17 protein-coding genes are annotated in these 24,555 nt (G+C 62.9%); 8 read left to right on the top strand and 9 right to left on the bottom strand.

Annotated features, from left to right (window positions below; all coding sequences use genetic code 11):
• Positions 1-9 precede the first annotated feature (9 nt).
• Entirely contained in the window at positions 10-1,485 is a 1,476-nt protein-coding gene (locus L981_RS20675) for a bifunctional ADP-dependent NAD(P)H-hydrate dehydratase/NAD(P)H-hydrate epimerase (protein WP_043620353.1), read from the bottom strand.
• 344 nt (positions 1,486-1,829) lie between these two features.
• On the opposite strand from L981_RS20675, the gene L981_RS20670 reads away from it, so the two are divergent.
• From L981_RS20670 to hspQ, 3 genes are all read left to right on the top strand, one after another.
• The gene (locus L981_RS20670) at positions 1,830-2,168 is read left to right on the top strand and encodes a P-II family nitrogen regulator (RefSeq protein WP_003528058.1); all 339 of its coding nucleotides are present in this window, start codon (positions 1,830-1,832) and stop codon (positions 2,166-2,168) included.
• A 65-nt stretch (positions 2,169-2,233) separates the two neighbouring features.
• Entirely contained in the window at positions 2,234-3,643 is a 1,410-nt protein-coding gene (gene glnA, locus L981_RS20665; protein ID WP_034791062.1) for a type I glutamate--ammonia ligase, read from the top strand.
• Between the two features lie 284 nt (positions 3,644-3,927).
• Positions 3,928-4,257 carry a heat shock protein HspQ gene (gene hspQ / locus L981_RS20660; protein ID WP_034791060.1) on the top strand — a complete coding sequence of 110 codons (330 nt, stop codon included), beginning with the start codon at positions 3,928-3,930 and terminating at the stop codon, positions 4,255-4,257.
• Positions 4,258-4,336: 79 nt separating this feature from the next.
• Here the strand turns inward: hspQ and L981_RS20655 are convergent, their stop codons facing one another.
• Entirely contained in the window at positions 4,337-4,966 is a 630-nt protein-coding gene (locus L981_RS20655; RefSeq protein WP_043620346.1) for an invasion associated locus B family protein, read from the bottom strand.
• Positions 4,967-5,238: 272 nt separating this feature from the next.
• Between L981_RS20655 and L981_RS20650 the strand changes: the two genes are divergently transcribed.
• Entirely contained in the window at positions 5,239-7,053 is a 1,815-nt protein-coding gene (locus tag L981_RS20650) for an extracellular solute-binding protein (protein WP_082006102.1), read from the top strand.
• Between the two features lie 90 nt (positions 7,054-7,143).
• The gene (locus tag L981_RS20645; RefSeq protein WP_043620343.1) at positions 7,144-7,806 is read left to right on the top strand and encodes a DsbA family oxidoreductase; all 663 of its coding nucleotides are present in this window, start codon (positions 7,144-7,146) and stop codon (positions 7,804-7,806) included.
• Positions 7,807-7,884: 78 nt separating this feature from the next.
• Here the strand turns inward: L981_RS20645 and mfd are convergent, their stop codons facing one another.
• Positions 7,885-11,388 carry a transcription-repair coupling factor gene (gene mfd, locus L981_RS20640; RefSeq protein WP_043620507.1) on the bottom strand — a complete coding sequence of 1,168 codons (3,504 nt, stop codon included), beginning with the start codon at positions 11,386-11,388 and terminating at the stop codon, positions 7,885-7,887.
• Between the two features lie 7 nt (positions 11,389-11,395).
• Positions 11,396-11,701, bottom strand: a complete 306-nt coding sequence (locus tag L981_RS20635) for a succinate dehydrogenase assembly factor 2 (protein ID WP_043620340.1) — start codon at positions 11,699-11,701, stop codon at positions 11,396-11,398.
• Between the two features lie 154 nt (positions 11,702-11,855).
• On the opposite strand from L981_RS20635, the gene recG reads away from it, so the two are divergent.
• A complete protein-coding gene (gene recG, locus L981_RS20630) occupies positions 11,856-13,961 on the top strand; it encodes an ATP-dependent DNA helicase RecG (protein WP_043620337.1) in 2,106 nt (701 codons plus the stop codon).
• 43 nt (positions 13,962-14,004) lie between these two features.
• Here recG and L981_RS20625 read toward each other — a convergent pair whose 3' ends face one another.
• The 4 genes from L981_RS20625 to glmU form a co-directional block, all read right to left on the bottom strand.
• Positions 14,005-14,694 carry a DUF502 domain-containing protein gene (locus tag L981_RS20625; protein ID WP_043620334.1) on the bottom strand — a complete coding sequence of 230 codons (690 nt, stop codon included), beginning with the start codon at positions 14,692-14,694 and terminating at the stop codon, positions 14,005-14,007.
• An 18-nt stretch (positions 14,695-14,712) separates the two neighbouring features.
• Positions 14,713-15,210: a GNAT family N-acetyltransferase gene (locus L981_RS20620; protein ID WP_043620505.1), complete on the bottom strand. Its 498-nt coding sequence runs from the start codon at positions 15,208-15,210 to the stop codon at positions 14,713-14,715.
• Positions 15,210-17,036 (bottom strand): glutamine--fructose-6-phosphate transaminase (isomerizing), encoded by a 1,827-nt coding sequence (glmS, locus tag L981_RS20615; RefSeq protein WP_043620331.1) that lies wholly within the window; start codon positions 17,034-17,036, stop codon positions 15,210-15,212. The genes L981_RS20620 and glmS overlap by 1 nt, the downstream gene beginning before the upstream one ends.
• Positions 17,037-17,278: 242 nt before the next feature.
• Entirely contained in the window at positions 17,279-18,649 is a 1,371-nt protein-coding gene (gene glmU / locus L981_RS20610) for a bifunctional UDP-N-acetylglucosamine diphosphorylase/glucosamine-1-phosphate N-acetyltransferase GlmU (protein WP_043620329.1), read from the bottom strand.
• A 242-nt stretch (positions 18,650-18,891) separates the two neighbouring features.
• On the opposite strand from glmU, the gene L981_RS20605 reads away from it, so the two are divergent.
• Positions 18,892-20,652 carry a hypothetical protein gene (locus L981_RS20605; RefSeq protein WP_043620327.1) on the top strand — a complete coding sequence of 587 codons (1,761 nt, stop codon included), beginning with the start codon at positions 18,892-18,894 and terminating at the stop codon, positions 20,650-20,652.
• A gap of 13 nt (positions 20,653-20,665) precedes the next feature.
• On the opposite strand, the gene L981_RS20600 is transcribed toward L981_RS20605, so the two are convergent.
• Complete coding sequence (locus tag L981_RS20600; RefSeq protein ID WP_043620323.1) at positions 20,666-22,312, bottom strand: Na/Pi cotransporter family protein; 1,647 nt, start codon at positions 22,310-22,312, stop codon at positions 20,666-20,668.
• Positions 22,313-22,661: 349 nt separating this feature from the next.
• On the opposite strand from L981_RS20600, the gene L981_RS20595 reads away from it, so the two are divergent.
• Entirely contained in the window at positions 22,662-24,551 is a 1,890-nt protein-coding gene (locus tag L981_RS20595; RefSeq protein ID WP_043620320.1) for a peptidylprolyl isomerase, read from the top strand.
• Positions 24,552-24,555: the final 4 nt, after the last annotated feature.

Raw genomic sequence — 24,555 nt, 5'->3', positions numbered from 1 at the left:
AGTTTTCGATCAGCTGATCGGCGGTATTGCGCCGATCAGCGTTTCGGCAGTCAAGCCAGGCCCTGCCTTGGCGCCGGCTGCGCCATGGCGCCAGACTGCAGCTGCGGCCGCCTCGAAAGCCGGCATTCCCTTCGCCAGATGCGCGCCGACGATGCCGGCAAGAACGTCCCCCGATCCGGCGGTTGCCAGCCACGGTGGCGCATTGTTGTTGACGACCGCCCGTCCGTCCGGCGCGGCAACGACGGTGTCGGCACCCTTGTAGACGATCACCGCGTGGCTCGCCCGCGCCGCAGCCTGCGCCTTCTCGATCTTCGAAAGCCCGTCGTCACCGGCAATATCAGGAAAGAGACGGGCGAACTCGCCGTCGTGCGGCGTCATGACCATCTGGCCCCCGCCTTTCGCCAGTGCCGCGAAAAGTTGGCCGGGATTTGCCTGGAACGAGGTGATGCCATCGGCGTCAAGCACCAGCGCGCGATCGCAGAGTGCAAGCGCAAAGTCCCTCGCCTTCTTGCCGATGCCGAAGCCCGGCCCAAGGACGAAGCTGCCCAGGCGCTGGTCCTGCAACCATTTGGTAAGCTCCCGCTTGCCGTCGATCTCCTTGACCATAACCGCCGTCAGATGCGACGCATTGATGTCGAGTGCAGCGTTGCCAGAGGCGACGGTGACAAGGCCGGCGCCGGCCGCAAGGCCCGCCGCAGCCGACAGACGCGCCGCGCCCGTCGCCTGGCGGTCGCCTGAGAAAACCACCAGATGCCCGCGCTTGAACTTATGCGTCGAGGCTGCCAGGTCGCCGCCCCAGCCCGCCCAGAGGAACGGCGCATTGAGGTGCAGCGAACCTGCACCGGCGCGCAGGATGCGCGCGGGAATGCCGATGTCGAACACCTCGAGCGTGCCGCAGAGGGACCGCCCGGGCAAAAGCCAGTGACCGGGCTTTGGCGCCATGAACGTGACGGTGTGGCGGGCGGCAAAGGCGGCGCCCCGGACCTCGCCCGTGCGGCCGTCGATGCCGCTCGGCAGATCGACCGCAACGACCGGAACGCCACTGGCATTGACCCGTTCGATAAGGTGAATGACGTCGTCCGGGAGGTCGCGAGACAAGCCCGCCCCGAAGAGCGCATCGATGACGACATCGCCGGCCTGCGGTTCGTAGGCAGAAAGTGGTGCGACGGGATCGCTCCAGTTTGCCCGGGCGCGCGCAGCATCGCCTTGAAGCTTGGCGGGATCGCCCAGCACGAACACCGCGACATCCGCCCCGCTTTCGGCAAGGCCGCGGGCGGCAACGTAACCATCGCCACCATTGTTGCCGGGGCCGCAGAGCACGACGAAGCGGTGCGCTTCCGGAAAATACCGCAGGGCCGCAGCGCTTACCGCCAGTCCGGCGTTGCGCATCAGCGTGAAGCTATCGATGCCGGATTGGGCCGCCGCCTGGTCGATTGCCGTCATTTCGGCGGGCGTGATCAACAGGTGCTGAAGGTCGGAGCGCATGCCCCAGACTTATCCATGCCCGCGCGCGTGAAGCAAGGCCTCAGCCTTAACACCATGATTGCCTTAAAATAATGCATTTGCACATAATTGTTGCTCAAATAACAAGCTTCACGTCTGCCATGATGTGGGGACTCTGCAAGAAGCGGGCATCTTTCGATCGGAAATCATAAAAAATAGGCAGATCGCACCCCGCGTAAGGCATGGAAATCCTGTAATCGGCGCGCCGGCAGCAGATTTTTTGTCGTTCTGACAGATTTTCGCAGAAAAACTGGCATGCAACGTGCATATTCAGGGCGAGCGGGCATGATCCTGCTATCAAGGGAGAAGCGGAGAGACATTTTCTCATGAAAAAGATCGAAGCGATCATTAAGCCCTTCAAGCTCGACGAAGTGAAGGAAGCCCTTCAGGAAGTCGGCCTGCAGGGTATCACCGTCACGGAAGCCAAGGGCTTCGGGCGGCAGAAGGGTCACACGGAGCTGTATCGCGGCGCCGAATACGTGGTGGACTTCCTGCCGAAGGTAAAGGTCGAAGTGGTGCTGGCGGATGAAAACGCGGAGGCCGTCATCGAGGCGATCCGCAACGCCGCGCAAACCGGCCGCATTGGTGACGGAAAGATTTTCGTTTCCAATGTGGAAGAAGTCATCCGTATTCGCACGGGCGAAACCGGCCTCGACGCCATCTGACATCACGGGCCGTTCGGCCCGGTTCTTTTCAAATCCTCGTCATCTCACACAGGGAATAACGGCAAATGACGACTGCAAGCGATATTCTGAAGCAAATCAAGGACAACGACGTCAAGTTCGTCGACCTGCGCTTTACCGATCCCAAGGGTAAGCTGCAGCACGTAACGATGGATGTGGTCTGCGTCGACGAAGACATGTTCGCCGATGGCGTCATGTTCGACGGCTCCTCGATTGGCGGCTGGAAGGCCATCAACGAGTCCGACATGGTGCTGATGCCCGATCCGGAAACAGCGCATATGGACCCGTTCTTCGCGCAGTCGACGATGGTCATCATTTGCGACATTCTCGATCCGGTTTCGGGCGAATCCTACAACCGCGACCCGCGCGGCACGGCCAAGAAGGCCGAAGCCTACCTCAAGGCATCCGGCATCGGCGACACCGTCTTCGTTGGCCCGGAAGCCGAATTCTTCGTCTTCGACGACGTCAAGTACAAGGCCGACCCGTACAACACCGGCTTCAAGCTCGACTCCTCGGAACTGCCGTCGAACGACGACACCGATTATGAGACCGGCAACCTCGGCCACCGCCCGCGCGTCAAGGGCGGCTATTTCCCGGTTCCGCCGATCGACAGCTGCCAGGACATGCGCTCCGAAATGCTGACGGTCCTGTCCGAGATGGGCGTGACGGTTGAGAAGCACCACCACGAAGTGGCGGCCGCCCAGCACGAGCTCGGCGTCAAGTTCGACGCGCTCGTTCGCAACGCCGACAAGATGCAGATCTACAAGTACGTCGTGCACCAGGTCGCCAATGCCTATGGCAAGACGGCAACCTTCATGCCGAAGCCGATCTTCGGCGACAACGGCTCGGGCATGCACGTGCACCTGTCGATCTGGAAGGACGGCAAGCCGACCTTCGCAGGCGACGAATATGCCGGCCTGTCGGAAAGCTGCCTCTACTTCATCGGCGGCATCATCAAGCATGCCAAGTCGCTGAACGCCTTCACCAACCCGTCGACGAACTCCTACAAGCGTCTCGTCCCGGGCTATGAGGCTCCGGTTCTCCTCGCCTACTCGGCGCGCAACCGCTCCGCTTCGTGCCGCATTCCGTTCGGCACCAACCCGAAGGCCAAGCGCGTCGAAGTCCGCTTCCCGGATCCGACCGCCAACCCCTACCTCGCCTTCGCAGCCATGCTGATGGCCGGCCTCGACGGCATCAAGAACAAGCTGCACCCGGGCAAGGCGATGGACAAGGATCTCTATGATCTGCCGCCGAAGGAACTGAAGAAGATCCCGACCGTCTGCGGCTCGCTGCGCGAAGCGCTGGAAAGCCTCGACAAGGACCGCAAGTACCTGACGGCTGGCGGCGTGTTCGACGACGACCAGATCGATTCCTTCATCGAACTGAAGATGCAGGAAGTCATGCGCTTCGAAATGACCCCGCATCCGGTCGAGTACGACATGTACTACTCGGTCTAAGACCGTGCGACCGGCGGCATCGACCACCGGTTCAAGCCGTGCTTTGGGCCGGCGGCTCCCTAGAAGGAGCCGCCGGCCTTTTCGTTGGAGCGCACGGATTGCAAGCGCTACCGCGCAGGGAGCGGCACGAAACCGTCGAATTGTGTGATATTATGTTGCCAACAACTTTTGCGCGTTCGCGGGACACGCATGGCGAGATCGATCGACGGAGGGCAGAAGGGAAGTCCCTATTGATGTTTTGGGTTCGCCAACCCAGATAATCTCCTGAAAGGATGTGTTGCGTCATGAAACAGAGAAACGCCAAATTCGAGATCGGACAGGTGGTTCGCCATCGGGTTTTCCCGTTCCGCGGCGTCATTTTCGACGTCGACCCGGAATACGCCAACACCGAGGAGTGGTGGAACGCCATTCCGCAGGAGATCCGCCCAAGCAAGGATCAGCCCTTCTATCACCTGTTCGCCGAGAACGACGACAGCGAGTATGTCGCCTACGTCTCCGAGCAGAACCTGGAATTCGACGACAGCGACCGGCCGATGCGCCACGCGCAAGTCGATGCCCTGTTCGACAAGGATGGCGTCGGTCACTACAGGCCCAAGGCGACGTTCCGCCACTGAGGCCGCTTCGCTCTCGAACAAATGAAAACGCCCGGACCGCGAGGTCCGGGCGTTTCTTTATGCGTTTGCGGAGGACCGCTTAGTTCTGCTTGGCAGCCTTCTGGGCTTCTTCAAGCTTCTTGCGTGCGTCCTCGGCCTTCTTCTGCATTTCTTCCTGCAGCAGGCGCTGACGCTCTTCGAGCTGCGACTGCTCGATCGGCTCGCCGTCGTAGACACCGGTGAAGCCAGTGAGGGCCATCTTGATCGGGTTCGGAGCGCGCTGGAAGTTGACCGAGGTGAAGACGACCTCATTGCCCTTCTTCAGGCTGGCGATCAGCTGGTCGGAAAGCGGCGCTTCGGCAACGCACTTGTCGGGCATGCAGATGGCGTAGTCGAGCTTGACCGGCTTGCCGCCGTCGATCTGCATCTGAACGCCGGTCGGGATGAGGCGCGCCGACGGTACCGAAACCTGCATGATCTTGCGGTTGACCTTGCCGGAAACGGTGATGAGGCCGACAGCGGTCACGAGCTGGCCGTTGTTGGCGGTCAGCAGGTTCTGAACGATGCAGACATCGTTGTCTTCCTGCTTGGTGCAAACCTTGAACCAGCCCTGCGGCGGCTTGCCGCCAGCCTGCTGTGCAGACGCAACGCTCGGAACGCCCGCAGCAGCTACAGTGAGCGCCAGCGCTGCCATGCCCGAACGTTTTGCAATATTCGACTTGAACATCATTGTGATTCCGTCTCCTGAAATCCGGTAACGGAACAGTTGTTCCGCAGGTGAGTATCGTCAGCCGCCGTTGTCCTGTTGGCCAAATAAGGCAAATGCATGACCCCGTTTCCGGAAACACCTGTTACATTGGCTCGCTTCGATTATCCAGTGTTTCCTGTCATTTTTTGACTTCATACTGGGCGGAATTTGGACCGCGGATCGGTTGGATTCATCCGTCGGCATTGGTAACGTTCGGGGAATCGGCCTGTTGATACCCCTCACGGGAGGTGACCTTGCGTGCAATTCTTTCTGGTCTGGCGCTGATCCTGACCACCACTTCATTCGGCACTGCTGCGGCAGCCGCTCCTGTGCATGCGATTGCCATGCACGGAGAGCCGGCGCTGCCTGCCGATTTCAAGAACTTTCCCTACGTCAATCCGGACGTAAAAAAGGGTGGAAAGATCTCCTACGGCGTCGTCGGCAGCTTCGACAGCCTGAATCCCTTCATCCTGAAGAGCATGCGCACGACCGCGCGCGGCATGTGGGATCCGGAATACGGCAACCTCGTCTACGAATCGCTGATGCAGCGCTCGCGCGACGAGGCCTTCACCATGTACGGCCTGCTCGCCGAAACCGTGGAGTGGGACGACGACCGGACCTTCATCCAGTTCAATCTCAACCCGAAGGCTCGCTGGGCCGACGGGCAGCCGGTGACCGCCGAGGACGTGATCTTCAGCTTCGAGCTGCTGCGCGACAAGGGACGTGTCCCCTTCAGCAACCGCATGGCCAAGGTGGCGAAACTCGAGAAAATCGGCGAGCGCAGCGTGCGCTTCACCTTCACCGAGGATGCCGACCGTGAGCTGCCGCTGCTGCTCGGCCTGTCGCCGGTGCTGCCGAAACATGCCATCGACCTCGCAACCTTCGACCAGACAACGCTGAATCCGCCGCTCGGCTCCGGCCCTTATCGCGTGGCCGAAGTGAAGCCGGGCGAGCGCATCGTCTACAAGCGAAACCCGGACTATTGGGCGAAGGACCTGCCCTCGAAGGTCGGCCAGGACAATTACGACGAGATCTCTGTTGAGTATTTCCTCCAGGAGAACTCGCTGTTCGAAGCCTTCAAGAAGGGCGAGATCGACATCTATCCCGAAGGCAGCGCCACCAAATGGGCGCGCGGCTACGATTTCCCGGCCGTACGCTCCGGCGACGTCGTCAAGGAAACCTTCACGCCAAAGACGCCGTCGGGCATGCTCGGGATTGTCTTCAATACCCGCCGGCCGATGTTCGACAACCTGAAGCTCCGTCAGGGTCTGGCGCTGGTGTTCGACTTCGAGTGGGTCAACAAGAACCTCTTCGACAGCGCCTACACGCGCACCCAGAGCTACTGGCAGAACTCGACGCTGAGCTTTCTCGGCGCACCGGCCGACGACCGAGAACTCGGCCTGATCGGCGACGCCCGCGATCGAATCAACCCGGCGATCCTCGACGGCACCTACCGTCTGCCGGTGACCGACGCGTCCGGCCGCGATCGTAACGTGCTGCGTGTCGCCGTCTCATTGATGCGCGAGGCAGGCTATCAGATCAAGGACGGCAAGATGGTCGATCCGCAGGGCAAGCCGCTTGCCTTCGAGATCATGAGTCAGAATGCCGGCCAGGAAAAAATTGCGCTCGCCTACCAGCGGTTTCTCGCCCCTCTCGGCATCCAGGCGACCGTGCGCACTGTCGACGATTCGCAGTACCAGCAGCGCAGCCAGTCCTTCGACTACGACGTGATCATCAAATCCTTCCCCTCAACGCTGTCACCCGGCATCGAGCAGGCCGGGCGCTGGACCTCGCAGGCCCGCGACCGGCAAGGCAGCGACAACTTCGCCGGCGTCGCCGACAAGGACGTCGATCGGATGGTCAACAACATCCTGCAGGCCCGCACGAGCGAAGATTTCACCGCGGCCGTGCGCGCGCATGACCGGTTGCTCGTCAACAACTCCTACCTGGTGCCGCTCTACCACCTCGACGCCCAGTGGGTGGCGCGGCGCAAGCATATCGGCCGGCCGGACGTGATGCCGCTCTACGGCTACCAGCTTCCGACCTGGTGGGATCAAGACGCGCAATAGAGGGTCGGTTCCCTTTTGGTAACGCATTGAAAGCCGGGTCAAACCGGCTTATCTCGCCGTCATACCGGAAAAAGGAAAGGCACCCACACCATGCAAACCGTCAGCATCGATATCGTCTCGGACGTCGTTTGTCCCTGGTGTTATCTCGGCAAGGCCCGGCTCGACCAGGCGATTGCCAACGTTCCGGACGTGCTTGTCACGGTCAACTGGCGCCCCTACCAGCTCAATCCCGACCTGCCGCCCGAGGGGATCGATCACAAGCGGCATCTTGCCGAGAAGCTCGGCGGCCAGGCGGCCGTCGACCGCGCTCACGACACGCTGCGCGAACTCGGCAATGCCGACGGCATCGCGTTCGATTTCGATGCGGTGAAGATCAGCCCGAACACGCTTGACGCTCATCGGCTAGTCCGCTGGGCCGCAACCAACGGCGAGAAAGCGCAGTCGGCGGTCGTCGGCCTGCTGTTCAAGGCCAATTTCGAAGAAGGCCGCAATATCGGCGACCACGCCGTGCTTCTCGATATCGCCGAGCAGGCCGGCCTCGACCGCCCCGTCATTGCAGCACTGCTTGGTTCCGATGCCGACAAGGACGCGGTCAAGGAGGAAGTCGGCATGGCCCGCGAAATGGGCGTGACCGGTGTTCCGTGCTTCATCCTCGAAGGACAATATGCGGTGATGGGCGCGCAATCGGTCGACGTCTTGACCAATGCGGTGCGTGAAATCGCCGAGATGAAGGCGAGCGGCGAGCCAAACTGATCGCGCGACGATCCGAAACAGATCTGCTTCGACAGACCTTGACCGTACTGCCGCACCACGCGGCAGTACGGTTTTTTGTTACTTCGCCAGGCCGGCGAGCTGGGTCATCACCATTGCTGCACCCGACAGGCGCTTTTCCGGTGTCGCCAGTTCGCGCTGGAAGAAGATGCTCTGGTCGGGCCGGATCTTCGAAAGCGTGCCCTGCTTGGCGATGTAGCCGACGAGTGCCGCCGGGTTCGGGAATTCCTTGTTGCGGAACTGCACGACGACGCCCTTCGGCCCGGCATCGAGCTTTTCGACATTTGCCGTGCGGCAGAGCGACTTGATGTAGACGATCTTCAAGAGGTGCTGGACCTCGATCGGCAGCGGGCCGAAGCGATCAATCATCTCGGCGCCGAAGCCGTCGATCTCCTTGAGGTCCGTCAGTTCGCCGAGCCGGCGATAGAGACCGAGCCTCAGATGCAGGTCCGGCACGTAGTGTTCCGGGATCATGACCGGCGTTCCGACCGAAATCTGCGGCGACCAGCCGGTGTCGTGGATCTCTTCCTCACCCTTGAGTTCGGCGACCGCTTCCTCGAGCATCTGCTGGTAAAGTTCGAAGCCGACTTCCTTGATATGGCCCGACTGTTCTTCGCCCAGCAGGTTTCCGGCGCCGCGGATATCGAGGTCGTGGCTCGCCAGTTGGAAGCCGGCGCCAAGCGTATCCAGCGATTGCAACACCTTCAGCCGGCGCTCTGCCATGCCCGTCAGCGTCTTGTTGACCGGCAGCGTGAACAGCGCGAAGGCGCGCACCTTCGAGCGACCGACGCGGCCGCGAAGCTGGTAGAGCTGGGCAAGACCGAACATGTCGGCGCGGTGTACGATCAGCGTGTTGGCCGTCGGCACGTCGAGACCGGATTCGACGATCGTGGTCGACAGAAGCACATCGTAACGCCCGTCATAGAAGGCGTTCATGATGTCTTCGAGCTCGGTCGCCGGCATCTGGCCGTGGGCAACCGCCACCTTAAGTTCCGGAACGTCGGACTTCAGGAAATCATGGATCTCCGAGAGATCACTCAGCCGCGGGCAGACATAGAAGCTCTGGCCACCGCGATAATGCTCGCGCATCAGCGTTTCGCGGATCACCAGCGCGTCGAAGGGCGAGATGAAGGTACGCACCGCCATGCGGTCGACCGGCGGCGTCGTGATCAAAGACAGTTCGCGGACACCCGTCAGCGCCAGTTGCAGCGTGCGCGGGATCGGCGTTGCCGAAAGCGTCAAGACGTGGACGTCCGACTTCAGTTCCTTCAGCCGCTCCTTGTGCTTGACGCCGAAGTGCTGCTCTTCGTCGATGATCAAGAGGCCGAGATTGGCAAAGTTGACCGACGTGCCGAGCAGGGCGTGGGTGCCGACGACGACATCGGTCTTGCCATCGGCCACTTCCTTCTTCGTCAGCGCCAGTTCCTTGGAGCCGACGAGACGGGATGCCTGTTGGATGCGGATCGGCAGGCCGCGGAAGCGTTCGGAAAAGGTCTTGAAATGCTGACGGGCAAGCAGCGTCGTCGGCACGACGACCGCGACCTGCACGCCGTTCATGGCGGCAATGAAGGCGGCACGAAGCGCCACTTCGGTCTTGCCGAAGCCGACGTCGCCGCAGACCAGGCGGTCCATCGGACGGCCGCTGCCGAGGTCTTCGCGCACTGCCTCGATCGAGTTCAACTGGTCTTCGGTCTCTTCATAGGGGAAGCGGGCGGCAAACTCGTCATAGACGCCGTCCTGCGCGGCCAGTACCGGCGCGCGGCGCGTATGGCGTTCGGCAGCGATGCGGATGAGGCCGCCAGCCATATCGAGCAGCCGCTTCTTGAGCTTGGCCTTGCGCGCCTGCCAGGCAACGCCGCCGAGCTTGTCGAGGATCGCATCGGTACCCTCCGAGCCGTAGCGCGACAGAAGCTCGATGTTTTCGACCGGCAGGAACAGTTTTGCATCGTCGGCATAGACGAGCTCGAGGCAATCATGCGGCGCGCCGACTGCCTCGATGGTGCGCAGGCCGACGAAACGGCCGATGCCGTGTTCGGCGTGCACCACATAGCTGCCCTCGTCGAGGCCGGCGACCTCGGCGATGAAGTCGGCACCGCGCTTGCGCCGCTTCGAGCGGCGGACCATGCGGTCGCCGAGAATGTCCTGTTCGCCGATGATGACGAGATCACCTGTCTCGAATCCGGCCTCGATACTGAGCACGGCCGCGGCCGCTTCACCCGGCTTCAGCGACTTGACCTCGGCCAGCGCCTTGATCGGCTTGACGTTGCCGAGACCGTGTTCGGCAAGCACCTGGAGCAGGCGGTCGAGCGAGCCTTCGCTCCAGCCTGAGATCACCACCTTGGCGCCCTTCGAGCGCCGCTCGGCGATGTATTTGACCGCCTGATCGAAGACGTTGACGCGTTCGCTTTCGGCTTCGCCCTCGCCCGCCGACTTCGCCCAGCGCATGCCTTGGCGCGCATCGACCGAGACCACCTGGCGGGCCTCGCCCTCGTGCTCGTTGAAAGGCGACAGACGAATGGCATCGCGTGAGCTCAGGCCGGCGTTGAAGCCCTGCGCGCTCAGATAAAGCAGTTCCGGCGGAACGGGCTTGTAGGGCGTGCCCTGGGTGGCCTGCGACTTGCCCGGAGACGCCGAGGCCAGACGGGCGTCGTAATAGTCGAGAATGAGCTTCGAGCGCTCGGCCGCGGCCTCGCGCGCCAGATGATCGGTGACGATACGGAAGCCGTCGAGATAGTCGAAGACCGTCTCCAGCCCGTCATAGAACAGCGGCAGCCAATGCTCCATGCCGGCATAACGCCGGCCTTCGGAGACAGCCTGGTAAAGCGCGTCGTCGCGGGTCGTCGCGCCGAACAGCGATAAGTAGTGCTTGCGGAAGTGGCTGATCGTCTCGGGCGTCAGCGACACCTCGCTCATCGGATTGAGATCGAGGGAGCGGACCTGACCGGTGGTACGCTGGCTTGCCGGATCGAAGGAGCGGATGGTTTCGAGCGTATCGCCGAAGAAATCGAGGCGCAGCGGCTCGCCGCTTCCGGGCACGAAGACGTCGAGGATGCCGCCGCGCACCGCGTATTCTCCAACCTCGCGCACGGTCGCAACGCGCTCGAAGCCGTTGCGCTCCAGCCGCAGCGCGATGTCGTCCATGCGCACCTGATTGCCCGGACGAGCCGAGAACGCCAGGCTCTGGATCACGTCCTGCGGCGAGATCTTCTGGAGGGCCGCGTTGACCGTCACCAGCACGATCGCCGCATGCGGCTTCTTCTTGTGCGCAATCAAGGCGCTCAGCGCCGCCAGCCGCCGTGCCGAGGTGTCGGCGCTCGGCGAGACACGGTCATAGGGAAGGCAGTCCCAACCGGGAAGCGTCAGCACCGGAATGTCGGGCGCGACGAATGAGAGGACCTGTTCCAGATCGGCGATCCGCTGGCCGTCCGAAAGAATGTAGGCGACCGGCTGGCCGGCACGGGCCAACTCGGCAAGGATCAGCGCCTCGGCACCGGAAGGGACCGGCCCGATCGTGATCTCTCGCTGTGCTTCGACAATCTTCTTCGGATCAAGGCCAGCCAGCATCATCGGTCTATTTCATCTCTTCGGGAAGCTTGTCGAAATCCGGACGATAGGCAGCGATGCGCTGAAACATCTGCGTCTGATAGCGAGCCGGCACCGGCTGTTCGCCGATGATCCACTTGACGAGATCGTTGTCTTCCTCGCCCATGATCGTCTCGAGTTCATCGAGTTGTGCTTCAGAAAGCGTCGAGAGCTCGGCTTCGGCAAACTGCCCGAGGATCAGATCCATCTCGCGAATGCCGCGATGCCAGGCGCGAAACAGGATCCGCCGTCGACGCGGATCGAGATCGGCGCTGGTGCGAGAGATTCCGGTCATGGGAAATTCCTTCCTGCCGCCCGCGATGACGCCCGCACACTCGGACGAACGCGCAAGGCTTTGGGGTACGGTTTGTCGTCAACGGCTCTATAAACTCTGAATAGCCGATTGTCAGCCTTGCCAAAGCCCGAATTATCGTCGCAATTTCATCGCCATGCGCCCCACCCTGCTCGATCCGCTCTTCTCTCCGCTCGACACGCTTCCAGGCATCGGCCCGAAGATCGGCGAACTCTATGCCCGTTTGCTCGGTCGCGAGACGATCGAGGACTGCCGGGTGGTCGACCTCGTTTTTCACGCGCCGCATTCGCTGATCGACCGGCGCCAGCAGCCGGGCATCGCCCACGCGCCGCAAGGAGTGATCGTCACCATCACCGGTCGGGTCGATCGCCACCAGCCGCCGCCGCGCGGCAAGCCCAACCTGCCCTATCGCGTCTTCCTGCATGACGAGAGCGGGGAACTGGCGCTCACCTATTTCCGCGTCAAGGGCAACTGGTTGGAAAAATCGCTGCCGGTCGACGAGACGGTCATCGTCAGCGGCAAGGTCGATTGGTTCAACGGCCGCCCGTCCATGGTTCACCCGGATTATGCGGTTCGGGCCAGCGAGGCGGAAAACCTGCCGCTGGTCGAGCCGGTCTACGGGCTGACGGCAGGACTTTCACCAAGGATATTGCGTAAGTCGATCGAGGCAGCCGTCGCCCGCGTCCCGGAAATGCCGGAATGGATGGACGATGCGCTGCTGACGAAGCAGGGTTTCGGCACCGCGGCCGAGAGTTTTCGCGCGCTGCACGATCCGCGCGACGCGACCGACCTCGATCCGCAGGCCCCCGCCCGCCGCCGCCTTGCCTATGACGAGTTTCTCGCCGGGCAATTGTCCCTGGCTCTCGTTCGCCAGCGCCTGCGCAAAGTCGCGGGAGTACCGGTTCACGCGACCGGCGCGCTTTCTCGTCCGGTCATCGACGCCCTTCCTTTTTCCTTGACGAACAGCCAGTCGACGGCAATCGCCGACATCCTGAAGGACATGGCCGGGACTGACCGCATGCTCCGGCTGCTGCAAGGCGATGTCGGCTCCGGCAAGACGATGGTGGCGCTGATGGCCATGCTGGCAGCCGTCGAATCCGGCGGACAGGCAGTGCTGATGGCGCCGACCGAAATCCTCGCACGCCAGCACCATGCGACGCTTGCCAGAATGGCCGCCCCTGCCGGCATCGCCATCGACGTTCTAACCGGCCGCACGAAAGGCAAGGAACGCGACGCCATTGTCGAACGGATCGCCTCCGGCGAGACCCGGATGGTGATCGGCACGCATGCGCTTTTCCAGGATACGGTGAGCTACAAGGAGCTGACGCTTGCCGTCGTCGACGAACAGCATCGCTTCGGCGTTCACCAGCGCCTGCGCCTGACCGCCAAGGGCATCTCGCCGCATATGCTGGTCATGACCGCAACACCGATCCCGCGCACCCTCGTGCTTGCCGCCTTCGGCGACATGGATGTGTCGAAGCTCACCGAAAAGCCCGCCGGACGAAAGCCGATCCAGACCGTGACGATCCCGACTGAACGTGTGGGCGACATCGTCGATCGGCTCGACGCCGCATTACGCGAGGGCAAGAAGGCCTACTGGATCTGCCCGCTCGTGGAAGAGTCCGAAGCCGTCGATGTCATGTCGGCCGAAGAACGATACGAGAGCCTTGCCAAACGCTTCGGCAACAATGTCGGCCTGGTGCACGGCCGCATGAACGGCGCGGAAAAAGACGCCGTCATGCTCGCCTTCAAGAACGGCGAGATCCGCCTGCTGGTTGCGACCACCGTCGTCGAAGTCGGCGTGGACGTGCCGGACGCGACGATCATGGTGATCGAGCATGCCGAACGCTTCGGCCTTGCCCAGCTTCACCAGCTGCGCGGCCGCGTCGGCCGTGGCGACGAGGCATCCACCTGCATCCTGCTCTACAAGGGTCCGCTCGGCGAAACCGGCCGTGCCCGGCTCTCGATCCTGCGCGACAGCGAGGACGGCTTCCTCATCGCCGAGGAGGACCTGAAGCTGCGCGGCGAAGGCGAGTTGCTCGGCACGCGCCAATCAGGCACGCCCGGCTTCCGCATCGCCAGCCTCGAAGCGCACGGCGATCTGCTCGAAATCGCGCGCAAGGACGCCGCCTACGTGATCGAGCGGGATCCTGACCTCACCTCGGAGCGCGGCGAAGCGCTCCGCACGCTGCTCTATCTCTACCGCCGTGACGAGGCCATCCGTTTCCTGCGCGCCGGCTAAAGCATCCTTTGTGCGTTCGTCGGAACGCACGGCGCTCTAGGCGTCAGGCAGTCTCTTGCTGGGTGATTTTCAAGGGGGCGTTGGCGAGCGGCTTCTGGTCGGGGGTCACGAGGCCACCCGAGATCAGGAGCTTGGCCGCGTCCTCCGCGCTCATGTCGAGCGGGATGATCTTGTCGCGCGGGATGAAGAGCAGGAAACCCGCCGTCGGGATCGGGGTCGGCGGCAGGAAGACGGCCACCATGTCCATGCCGCGTTCCTTGAATTTCGAGGCGATCTCGCCCTTCACATCCGTTGCGATGAACACCAGCGACCAGATGCCCGGGCTCGGATACTCGATCAGCCCGGCCTTCTTGAAAGAGGACGACTGCTCCTGCAGCACCGTCTGGAAGATCTGCTTGGTGGACTTGTAGATCGTGCGGACCAGCGGGGTGCGATTGACGAGCGACTCGGCGAGATTGACGATCGACCGACCGACGAGGTTTGCGGTCATGAAGCCGACGAAGGTGATCACGAAAATGGCGACGAGCAGGCCGAAGCCGGGAATGGCAACCGGCGAATAGGTATCCGGATTGTAGAAGTTCGGCAGATAGGGCTTAACCCAGCCGTCGGCCCAATCGATGAAGGTGCGCACGAGCCAGACGGTGATCGCCACCGGCGCACAGATGATCAAGCCGGTCAGAAAGTAATTGCGCAGCCGCGTCGCGATATAGCCGCGTTTGGAATGTTCCGTCATGCTTCTTCCGTCTCAACCTCACTCGACGCCGAAGGCCGGATGATAGGCGACCGTGCCGGCCGCCATCGCGCCGGAAAGAGCCAGCGCCATGAAATATTGCGGCGCACAACCGGGGAATACAAGAGCCGATTCGTTGCGGAAGCCGAACTTTTGATAGAGGGCCGGATCCCCGACGACGACGCAGCCCGAGGCGCCTTCCGCCCGCAGCCATTCGAGGCCCTCGAGGATAAGTTGCCTGCCGATGCCCTGGGCCTGAACGTCCGGCTTGACCGAGACCGGACCGAGCCCGAACCAGCCGCTTTCCGCCGGGTCGAGCGTTACCGGCGAAAAGGCGATGTGCCCGACGATTTCCTCGTTCATCTCGGCGACAAGCGAGACGGTCAGCGCGCCGGCCTCGCGCAGCCGCTCGATGATGAGGGGCTCGCTCTGGTCGCTGTGCGGATGCCCCTCAAAGGCGGCCGCGGTGACGTCGCGGATCGCCTTCTCATCTCCCGGGCGCTCATGCCGGACATAGATCATTCGACGGTCACCGATTTGGCGAGGTTGCGGGGCTGGTCGACGTCGGTGCCCATGAACACCGCGGTGTGATAGGCAAGCAGCTGGATCGGCAGCGAGAAGATCATCGGCGCGATGACCTCGTCGACATCAGGCAGCACGATCGTTGCCATGGTCTCGAGCTTGGAAGCGGCAGCACCCTTCTCGTCGGTGATGAGAATGATCCGGCCGCCGCGGGCCGCCACTTCCTGCATGTTGGAAACGGTCTTTTCGTAGAAGCGGTCGTGCGGGGCGATGACGATGACCGGCATATTCTCGTCGATCAGCGCGATCGGTCCATGCTTCAGTTCGCCGGCGGCATAACCTTCCGCGTGGATATAGGAGATCTCCTTGAGCTTGAGCGCCCCTTCCATCGCCAGCGGGAAGCTGGTGCCGCGGCCGAGGTAGAGGACGTCGCGGCACTTCGACAGCTCGCGCGACAGAAGCTCGATCTTCGGCTGAACGGCGTTCAGCACCTGGCCCATGATGCGCGGCATTTCGGCGAGAAAACGAACCAGGACCTGCTCTTCCTCGGCACTCACCGTGCCGCGGGCGCGACCGGCGCCGATCGCGAGCGAAGCCAGCACGGCGAGCTGGCAGGTGAAGGCCTTGGTCGAGGCGACGCCGATTTCCGGGCCGGCAAGGATCGGGAAGACCGCGTCGGATTCACGGGCGATCGTTGATTCGCGGGTGTTGACCACGGCGCCAATCTTCAGGCCGAGTTCCTTACAATAGCGCAGCGACGCCAGTGTATCGGCGGTTTCGCCGGATTGCGAGATGAACAGCGCGGCCGCCTGCGAAGACAACGGTATCTCGCGGTAGCGGAACTCGGACGCAACGTCGATTTCCACCGGCAAGCGGGCATAACGCTCGAACCAGTACTTGCCGACGAGACCGGCGAGATAGGCAGTGCCGCAGGCGGAAATCGCAAGGCTCGGAACCTTGGCGAAATCGATCGTGCCCGGCAGCGCCTTGATGCGGTTGCCGGCAAAGTCGATGTAGTGGCTGAGCGCGTGCGCGATCACCTCCGGCTGCTCATAGATCTCCTTCTCCATGAAGTGCCGGTGGTTGCCCTTGTCGATCATGTAGGCGGCCGCTGTCGAGAGCTGCTTCGGCCGGTCGACGACGTTGCCGTCGAGATCGAAGATATGCACGCCATTCGCGCCGATCACCGCCCAGTCGCCGTCGATCAGATAGGTGATCTCGTTGGTAAAGGGCGCAAGCGCGATCGCGTCGGAGCCGAGGAACATCTCGCCGCGGCCGTGACCGATCGCAAGCGGCGGGCCGTTGCGCGCCGCCATGATCGTCGAAGGATCGTCCTGGAAAAGCACCGCCAGCGCATAGGCGCCGGTGACGCGCTTCAGCATCGCGTGCATGGCCTCGCGCCGGCCAAGCCCGTCGCGCCGGAACTTGGAGAGCAGATGCGCGACGACCTCGGTGTCGGTATCCGTCTCGAACTTGGCACCGCCGGCGATCAGCTCGTCCTTCAGCGCGGCAAAGTTTTCGATAATGCCGTTGTGCACGACGGCGACGCCGTCGGTGAAGTGCGGATGCGCGTTGCGTTCGGTCGGCGCGCCATGGGTTGCCCAGCGGGTGTGGGCAATGCCGATCGTGCCGGCAAGCGGCTCTTCGCGCAGCCTGATCTCCAGATTGACGAGCTTGCCTTCGGCGCGCCGGCGCTCCAGCTTGCCGCCAATGACGGTGGCGACACCGGCGGAATCATAGCCGCGGTACTCCAAGCGCTTCAGCGCATCGACCAGTCGTTCCGATACCGGCTGGTTGCCAACGATGCCTACAATACCGCACATAGTCGTCTCCGAATTCGTCCCCGCGCCGTGATCGGCGCCCCTGTTCAACGAGGGCGAAAAATGCCGCCCGGCGCGCTGCCTTGGTAAAGCATTTGCGGATCGAGGCAATCCGCCCCGATTTCACTTTCGATTTCAATGTTTAACGCCGCCGCATGTTCCCGCGAATCCAACCCGATCCAAGGGGCGTGCGACAATCCGAAGTGCTCGGCGCCCGCACGCGTCAGCGCACGGGCATCATAGGCCTAGCCGCCAGCCTTCGCCGCCTTCTTGGCCGCCTTCACCGCCTGGTAGCGCTCACGCAGCAGCCGTGCCCGGCCGGGCTTGATTTCCTGGCGCGCGCGGCCGAAGGCGACGGCGTCGGCCGGCACGTCTTCGGTGATCACACTGCCGGAAGCAACCAGCGCGCCGTCACCGATCGTCACCGGCGCAACCAGCGACGAATTCGAGCCAATGAAGGCATTTTCGCCGATCCGCGTCTCGTGCTTGTTCACGCCGTCGTAGTTGCAGGTGATCGTGCCAGCGCCAATGTTGGTGCCCGCGCCGACGAAGGCATCGCCGATATAGGTCAGGTGATTGACCTTGGCGCCGGCGCCGATCTCCGCCTTCTTGACCTCGCAGAAATTGCCGACCTTGGATTTTTCGCCGAGATCTGCCCCCGGGCGCAGGCGTGCATAAGGGCCGACCGTCGCACCGGCGCGCACCGTCGCACCCTCGACATGCGAAAAGGCGTGAATGATCGCGCCGCTTTCGACGCGCACGCCCGGACCGAAGACGACATTCGGCTCGACCAGGACATCCTGCTCCAGCACGGTATCCCAGGCGAGAAACACGGTTTCCGGCGCGATCATAGAGACGCCCGACAGCATCAGCTCGTGACGACGACGCTGCTGCCACAGACGCTCGATGAAGGCGAGTTCGGCGCGGGTGTTGCAGCCGGTCAGCTCCTCTTCGGGGGCCTCGACGGCAATCGCCTGCCCGCCGATCTCGCGAACGATCTCCACGAGGTCGGTCAGGTAGTACTCGCCCTTGACGTTGGCGTTGCCGATACGGCCGAGAAGGTCGAGCGCCTTGCGACCGTCGATCGCCATCAGGCCGCCGTTGCAATAGGTGATGCGGCGCTCTTCTTCCGTTGCGTCCTTGTGCTCGCGAATGGCGAGCAGTGCGCCGTCCTTGACGATCAGGCGGCCGTAGCCCGACGGATCTGCCGCCTCGAAGCCGATCACCACGACCTCGTTGCCGGCTGCAAGTCCCTCGCGGGCGGCCCTAAGCGGCTCCGGCTTGATCAGCGGTGTATCGCCGAAGACGACGAGAATGTCGTCGTAACCCTTTGCGATGGCGTCGCGGGCCGCAAGCACCGCGTGACCGGTGCCGAGCCGTTCCTTCTGCAGATAGGAGGAAACCGACACGCCGCCGATGTCGGCGGCGGCCGAGACCGCGTCGGCGTCGCGGCCGACGACGAGAGCGATATCGGAGATGGAAGCACTTGCGAGCGCCTCGACGACGTGGGCGATCATCGGCCGGCCGGCCACCGGATGCAGCACCTTCGACATGGACGATTTCATCCGCGTGCTTTCACCCGCAGCCAAAACGATGGCCAGGCACGTCCGTTCCATATATCTCTCCTTGGTCTCTTCCAGGCTAACGCCCTCTGCACAATTCCTAGATCGGAATCGGCTCAAGTACAAAATCGCCGTTCGATTCGGCGCGGTGCTAGCAGCAACATATTGCGAGAAGCATAATTCTCACAATCACGTCGCATTAACCGGCTTAAAACCGGATGATGGCATAAGAAGGCGCGGAGCCTGTGTCAGCAAAACCGTGCGGGTGCATCGCTCCTTCGGGGGATCAAGCCGCAATGCACAGCCGCACTGACATCGACACACCGGCAAAGCCTACCGGCGCGGTTGTCCTTCTCGCCCGATCTCCGCTTCTGCTGCTGGCCCTTGTGCTTGGCGTACTCGCGGTTCTGTTGAGCTTCACGATCCCGCAGCCGATCGGCCCGATGTTCTGGGACCACTATCTCTATCTCGATGCTGCCAACCGCATCCGCGACGGCCAGATCCCGTCGGTCGATTTCTTCACCCCAGTCGGCGCCCTCGGCTACTATCTCTTCACCGGCCTGCAGGGCATCTTTCCGCACGGCCAGCCGCTGCTCCTGGCAAGCTGGTGTCTGCTTCTCGCCACGGGACCGCTGATCGCGCTGGTGGTCGTCGATGTCCAGAAGCGTTCGACGGCACTTGCCTATGCGATCCTGCTGCCGTTCCTGGTGTTTTCGGTGCTGCCGTTCAACACCGGCGACTTCTACCCCTACCCCGGCTCCGACGGCTTCGGCATCTACAACCGTCAGGTCTGCCAGCTTCTCTATGTGCTCGCTGCCGCACTCGTCCATGTGCGCGATCGCCGGCTGCTCGTCGCAACGGTCGCCGGCGCCATGGCGGCACTCTTCTTCGTCAAGATCACCGGCGCGGTTGCCGGCACGCTCATGTGCCTCATGGCCTTTGCTGCGGGACGCCTGCCGTTCCGCTCGGCTATTGCAGCCGGGCTTGCTGTCATTGCTGTCCTCGCCATCGTCGAAGTCGCCTTCGGCGGCGTCTCCGCCTATCTTGCCGATATCCTGGCGCTGCTTTCCGTCAATGACGGCAGCTTGCTGCCGCGCCTGCTGCAGGCCGCCTCCCTCAATGCCGGCCTTTTGATCCCGGCCGGACTGCTTTGCCTAGTGCTTTTCGGAAGCCACCTTTCGTTCTTCACCCAGTCGCTGCGCCAACTTGGAAAAAGCCCGTCAATGGCGGCGATCGGCAGGACGTTCAACCAGCCGGTTTTCTGGCTGACGGCCTTCGTTGTTGCCGGCATCATCTTTGAGAGCCAGAACACCGGCAGTCAGGCGTTCATTTTCCTGTTGCCGCTGCTCCTCAAGCTCGCGATCGACGAGGTCGCGACCGCCAAAACAAGGCCCGCCGCAATCGCCGTCGCCATTCTCGCCTTGGCGGCAGCCTTGCCGCCGGTCACGGCCGTCGCGCAAAAGAGCGCTCGCGCCTGGATCGGGGCCGTCAACAACGTGCCGCTGGAAAGCCGCAACCTCAAAACCTTGGGCGCCGTCAATGTGCGGCCCATCCTGGCACTGCGCGCCGAGCGCCTGCGCACCATCTACGCGACCGAGCGCTCCGCTTTCGACGCCTTCGCCAAGGCCGGCGAGTTGCCGTCGTTCCTGCTCTACAGCGACTTCGATTTTCAGGCGGGATGGCTGATGAATGTCGACGACGCGATCGACGCGCTGAGGGCCTACGAGGTTTCGAACGGCCTGCGCTTCGAAACGATCTTCAACATCGACTTCACCAATCCCTTTCCGTGGCTGATGGACCGCAGCGCGCCCCGGCATGTCGCGATCGGCGCAGATCCCTTCCGCGCCATTCCGCCGCCGGATGAAGATGTTCGCGCCGCCATCGCTGCTGCCGACATAGCGCTGGTACCGACCTGCCCGGTGACCAACGTCAACCAGACGCTGCTGTCGCTCTACCTGCCGAGCCTCCAGACGGGACACAGCCGGATCACGCTGACCCGCTGCTACGACGCCTTTGTCCGCAACGGCCTGAAGCCTACGGCCAACGCCGGCGGCTGACGGACGCCGATAACTAAGCGCCCGGCCGCAAGCGACTCTCGCTCAGCAGTCCGTTTTCCTCAAGGATGGGATAGGCGACGGAAGCGATATGCGCGTTGACGCGCTTCAGATCCCTGAGCATGTCGAGATGCAGGGAGCTCGTCTGCAGGCTCTGGACCAGCCCGTCGCGCAGCCGCTCGATATGGCGCTCGGCGGATCGTTTTTCCATGTGGCGCACGTTGACCTTCACCTCGATGAGCTGCTTGGCGAGATCGGCGTTGCGGGTGACGAATATGGTCTGCGCGACACGCAGATTGTCGATGGTCAGATTGAAGAGGCTCTTCAGCTCCTGATAGCCCTCCTCCGAGAACTTCAGGCCGTTGCTGACCTTCTTCGCGATCTGCTCGCACAGCCCCTTCTCGATGATGTCGCCCATGTGTTCGAGATTGATGGCGTAGTCGATGATGACGATCGAGCGGCGGCCGTCGTCGGCGCTGAGGCCATCGCGGCCCAATCGCGACAGGAAGATCTTCACCTCCTGCTGCAGCTGATCGACCTGTTTTTCGAACTTGCCGATATCGCGGATGTCCGAAAGATCGTTGTTGTTGAAGGCGTTCGCGGCGCGCATCAGCATCGCCTCGACCAGATCGCCGACACGCAAGACCTCGCGAGTGGCACCCGAAAGCGCCATGACAGGCGTATTCAGCGTGCCCTCGTCGAGATAGCGCGGGCCGGTCTCCTCAGCCTCTCCGTCCGGAATGAACCGCGCCATCAGCTGCGACAGCAATCCGGCGAAGGGCCAGGCAAGAATGGCGACCGCAAGGTTGAAGGCCAAATGAATGTCGACCGGCAGGTTCTGGCGCGGCAGCGGCAGGCTCTGCAGAAACTCCACGCTCATGCCTGTCAGCGGCAGCGCGATCAGGCAGCCAATGGCGCGAACGACGAGGTTGGCGATGGTGACGCGGCGCGCCGACGGCGCGGAACCGAGCGTCGCCATGACAGGCGGAACGGCGCCACCAAGGTTGGCGCCAAGCACGAGCGCCACGGTCAGCCCGACGCTGAGGATGCCTGTCGTCGAGAGCGACAGCACCAGCATCACCACAGCGAGGCTGGACGACGACGCAAAGGCAAGTCCCGCGGAAATGAGCAGCGCCACCGGCCAGGCGCTGTCGAGCATCGAAAGGAAGGCCCCAAGGGCCGGACTGTCGCGCATCGGCTCCGTCGCCGCGCCCAAGAGATGCAGCGACAGAAGCATGAGGCCGATGCCGACGAAGGCAGCACCCAGACCCTGGCGGGCGTTCGACCGGCTGGCGCGGTGCAAGACCACGCCGATGAGAATGACGAGCGGCGACAGCCACTCGATGCCGGTCGCCACGATCCAGGCGGTCATGGCGGTGCCAAGATTGGCGCCGAGCAAGACGATCTGCGCCATGCGCGAACGGATAAGCCCCTTCTCCACGAAGGATGCCGTCATCAGTGCCGTCGCCGTGGAACTTTGCAGCGCAAGCGTTGCGACAAGTCCGGTCACGAAGGAACGGAGAGAGCCGTCGGTTCCCTGAGCGAGGCCGGCGCGCAACCGCGCCCCGAAGGCACGGGTCACCCCGTCCTTGACCAGGGACAGGCCGAAGAGAAGCAGCGCCACTGCCCCAAACAGGTTTACCATCACGATTGTCGACTGCATGGAATCTTCCCGCGGAAGCTCGAAAGAATCGCTCCGCCCCTGCAACAGAACCACAGAACAGCGGCATGTTCGAGCCAATGTGACAGATATTTTTCGGTTGCCGGCTAATGAATCCGACATCAACTTCAACGTTCGCGCCGGCCCGTACGGCGCACGCGTTTCGCAGGATCTTCGCTTCCCATGATCGTGTCGCGGCAGGCGCCGGAAAAACAGGTGCACCACCGGGATCAACGATCCCGTGAGCGCGCGCAATTTGCGGCAAACAACCCTTCATTTCATGTTTCGTTTGTTTTAAGGAACGATTTCGTTTGGCCGATGGCCACCGCATTGCAACGAGGTTTCTGCCCCCATGCTCGAATTTCTGAGAAGCGCCGCCCAGACCTGGGTCGTCAAAGGCCTGCTAATCGTTCTCGTTCTGTCGTTCATGGTGTGGGGCGGCTCGTCGCTGACGATGACCAACCAGTCGGACGCGGTGGTCGTCGTCGGTGACGTCAAGGTCAAGCCGCCGGAATTCCGGCTCGCCTACGAGACCATGCTGGCACAGGCATCCCGCCAGCTCGGCACGCGGCTGACGCCGCAGCAGGCGCGCGCTTTCGGTATCGAGCAGCGGGTCTACTCGCAGATCGTCGCCGGCGCGGCTCTCGACCAGCTCGCCAACGACATGAATCTCGGCCTGTCGCAGGATCGGCTCGCAAAACTGATCGCCGACGATCCGGCATTCCACAGCGTCAACGGCCAGTTCGACCGAATGACGTTCACGAGCGTGCTGCGCAATGCGGGCCTGCGCGAACAGGATTACATCAACAGCCAGAGCCAGACCGCGATCCGCTCGCAGATCGTCGATGCGCTGTCGGATGGCTATGTCGCTCCGAAGGTTCTCACCGACGCAATCGGCGCCTACCGGCACGAGAAGCGCACGATCGATTACCTGCTGCTCTCGAATGCCAACATCGACCCGGTCAAGGTGCCCGGCGACGACGTGCTTTCTCCCTGGTACGACAGCCGCAAGGCGAACTACCGTGCGCCGGAATATCGCAAGATCACCTACGTGAAGCTCGAGCCGACCGACGTCGCCGACCCGACCGTTGTGACCGACGACGAGATCCGCGCCGAATACGAACGCCGCAAGGAAAGCTTCCGCAGCGCTGCCGCGCGGACCATCGAACAGCTCTCCTTCACCTCGCGTGAAGCCGCTGACGCTGCGTCGGCAAAGCTTGCCGCCGGCACCAGCTTCGACGATCTCGTGAAGGCCGAAGGCAAGTCCTCCGCCGACGTGCTTCTCGGCGAATTCACCAAGGATCGCGTTCCCGACGCCAAGATCGGCGAAGCCGCTTTCGCGCTGCAGGCCGACGGCGTGACCCCGGTTGTCGACGGTGCCTTCGGTCCCGTCATCCTGCGCGTAACGAACATTCGCCCGGAAACCGTCCGCAGCCTCGACGAAGTGAAGGAAGAATTGCGCAAGGACATCGCCCTGTCCACGGCGGGCGAAGAAGTCATGCGCCTGCATGACAAGATCGAAGACGAGCGCGCTTCCGGCGCGCCGATCAAGGAAGTCGCCGACCAGCTCAAGCTAAAGTTCGTAACCGTCGATGCGGTGGACGCGACCGGCAAGGACAAGAACGGCGATGACGTCGTCGGCCTGCCGGAACAGGCAGCTCTTCTCCAGGAAGTGTTCAAGGCCGACGTCGGCGCCGAAACCCTGCCGGTGAATGTCGGTCGCGAAGGTTACGTCTGGTTCGACCTCGATGAAGTTATCCCGGCGCGCGATCGCACGATGGACGAAGCCCGCGACGAAATCGGCGCCGACTGGATGGCCGAGCAGCAGCGTGCAGCCCTGGCCAAGAAGGCCGGTGAACTGAAGCAGCGCGTCGAACAGGGCGCAAAGCTCGCCGACGTCGCGACCGAACTCGGCCTCGTCGTCGAAACCAAGGCAGGCCTGACGCGCGCAACCGCGGACGTCGCTCTCAGCCCGGCTGCCGTCGCCGCCGCCTTCTCCGGCGCGAATGGCTTTGTCACCAATGCTCCCGGCATCGGCGGCGAAGGTCAGATCCTTCTGCAGGTCACCTCGGTCGACACAGCCGGCCCGGCAGACGTGCTGCAGGACGACAGCCGCCAGATCGAGGCCCTCGCCCGCGTTAGCGGCGAGGACATCCTGGACCAGATGGTCGCCACGCTGCAGGCCGCCTACGGCGTTTCGATCAACCAGACGCTCGCTGAAACCGCCATTGCGCAACGATAGGCCC

Source organism: Ensifer sp. ZNC0028 (assembly GCF_000799055.1).
Taxonomy (GTDB): Bacteria; Pseudomonadota; Alphaproteobacteria; order Rhizobiales; family Rhizobiaceae; genus Ensifer.
This window is presented reverse-complemented; position numbering and strand designations above follow the sequence as displayed.

Bases quoted from the DNA above. Each gene is read 5' to 3' on its own strand.
- L981_RS20675 (WP_043620353.1), bottom strand. From the start codon at position 1,485: ATGCGCTCCGACCTTCAGCACCTGTTGATCACGCCCGCCGAAATGACG.
- L981_RS20670 (WP_003528058.1), top strand. From the start codon at position 1,830: ATGAAAAAGATCGAAGCGATCATTAAGCCCTTCAAGCTCGACGAAGTG.
- glnA (WP_034791062.1), top strand. From the start codon at position 2,234: ATGACGACTGCAAGCGATATTCTGAAGCAAATCAAGGACAACGACGTC.
- hspQ (WP_034791060.1), top strand. From the start codon at position 3,928: ATGAAACAGAGAAACGCCAAATTCGAGATCGGACAGGTGGTTCGCCAT.
- L981_RS20655 (WP_043620346.1), bottom strand. From the start codon at position 4,966: ATGATGTTCAAGTCGAATATTGCAAAACGTTCGGGCATGGCAGCGCTG.
- L981_RS20645 (WP_043620343.1), top strand. From the start codon at position 7,144: ATGCAAACCGTCAGCATCGATATCGTCTCGGACGTCGTTTGTCCCTGG.
- mfd (WP_043620507.1), bottom strand. From the start codon at position 11,388: ATGCTGGCTGGCCTTGATCCGAAGAAGATTGTCGAAGCACAGCGAGAG.
- L981_RS20635 (WP_043620340.1), bottom strand. From the start codon at position 11,701: ATGACCGGAATCTCTCGCACCAGCGCCGATCTCGATCCGCGTCGACGG.
- recG (WP_043620337.1), top strand. From the start codon at position 11,856: ATGCGCCCCACCCTGCTCGATCCGCTCTTCTCTCCGCTCGACACGCTT.
- L981_RS20625 (WP_043620334.1), bottom strand. From the start codon at position 14,694: ATGACGGAACATTCCAAACGCGGCTATATCGCGACGCGGCTGCGCAAT.
- glmS (WP_043620331.1), bottom strand. From the start codon at position 17,036: ATGTGCGGTATTGTAGGCATCGTTGGCAACCAGCCGGTATCGGAACGA.
- glmU (WP_043620329.1), bottom strand. From the start codon at position 18,649: ATGGAACGGACGTGCCTGGCCATCGTTTTGGCTGCGGGTGAAAGCACG.
- L981_RS20605 (WP_043620327.1), top strand. From the start codon at position 18,892: ATGCACAGCCGCACTGACATCGACACACCGGCAAAGCCTACCGGCGCG.
- L981_RS20600 (WP_043620323.1), bottom strand. From the start codon at position 22,312: ATGCAGTCGACAATCGTGATGGTAAACCTGTTTGGGGCAGTGGCGCTG.
- L981_RS20595 (WP_043620320.1), top strand. From the start codon at position 22,662: ATGCTCGAATTTCTGAGAAGCGCCGCCCAGACCTGGGTCGTCAAAGGC.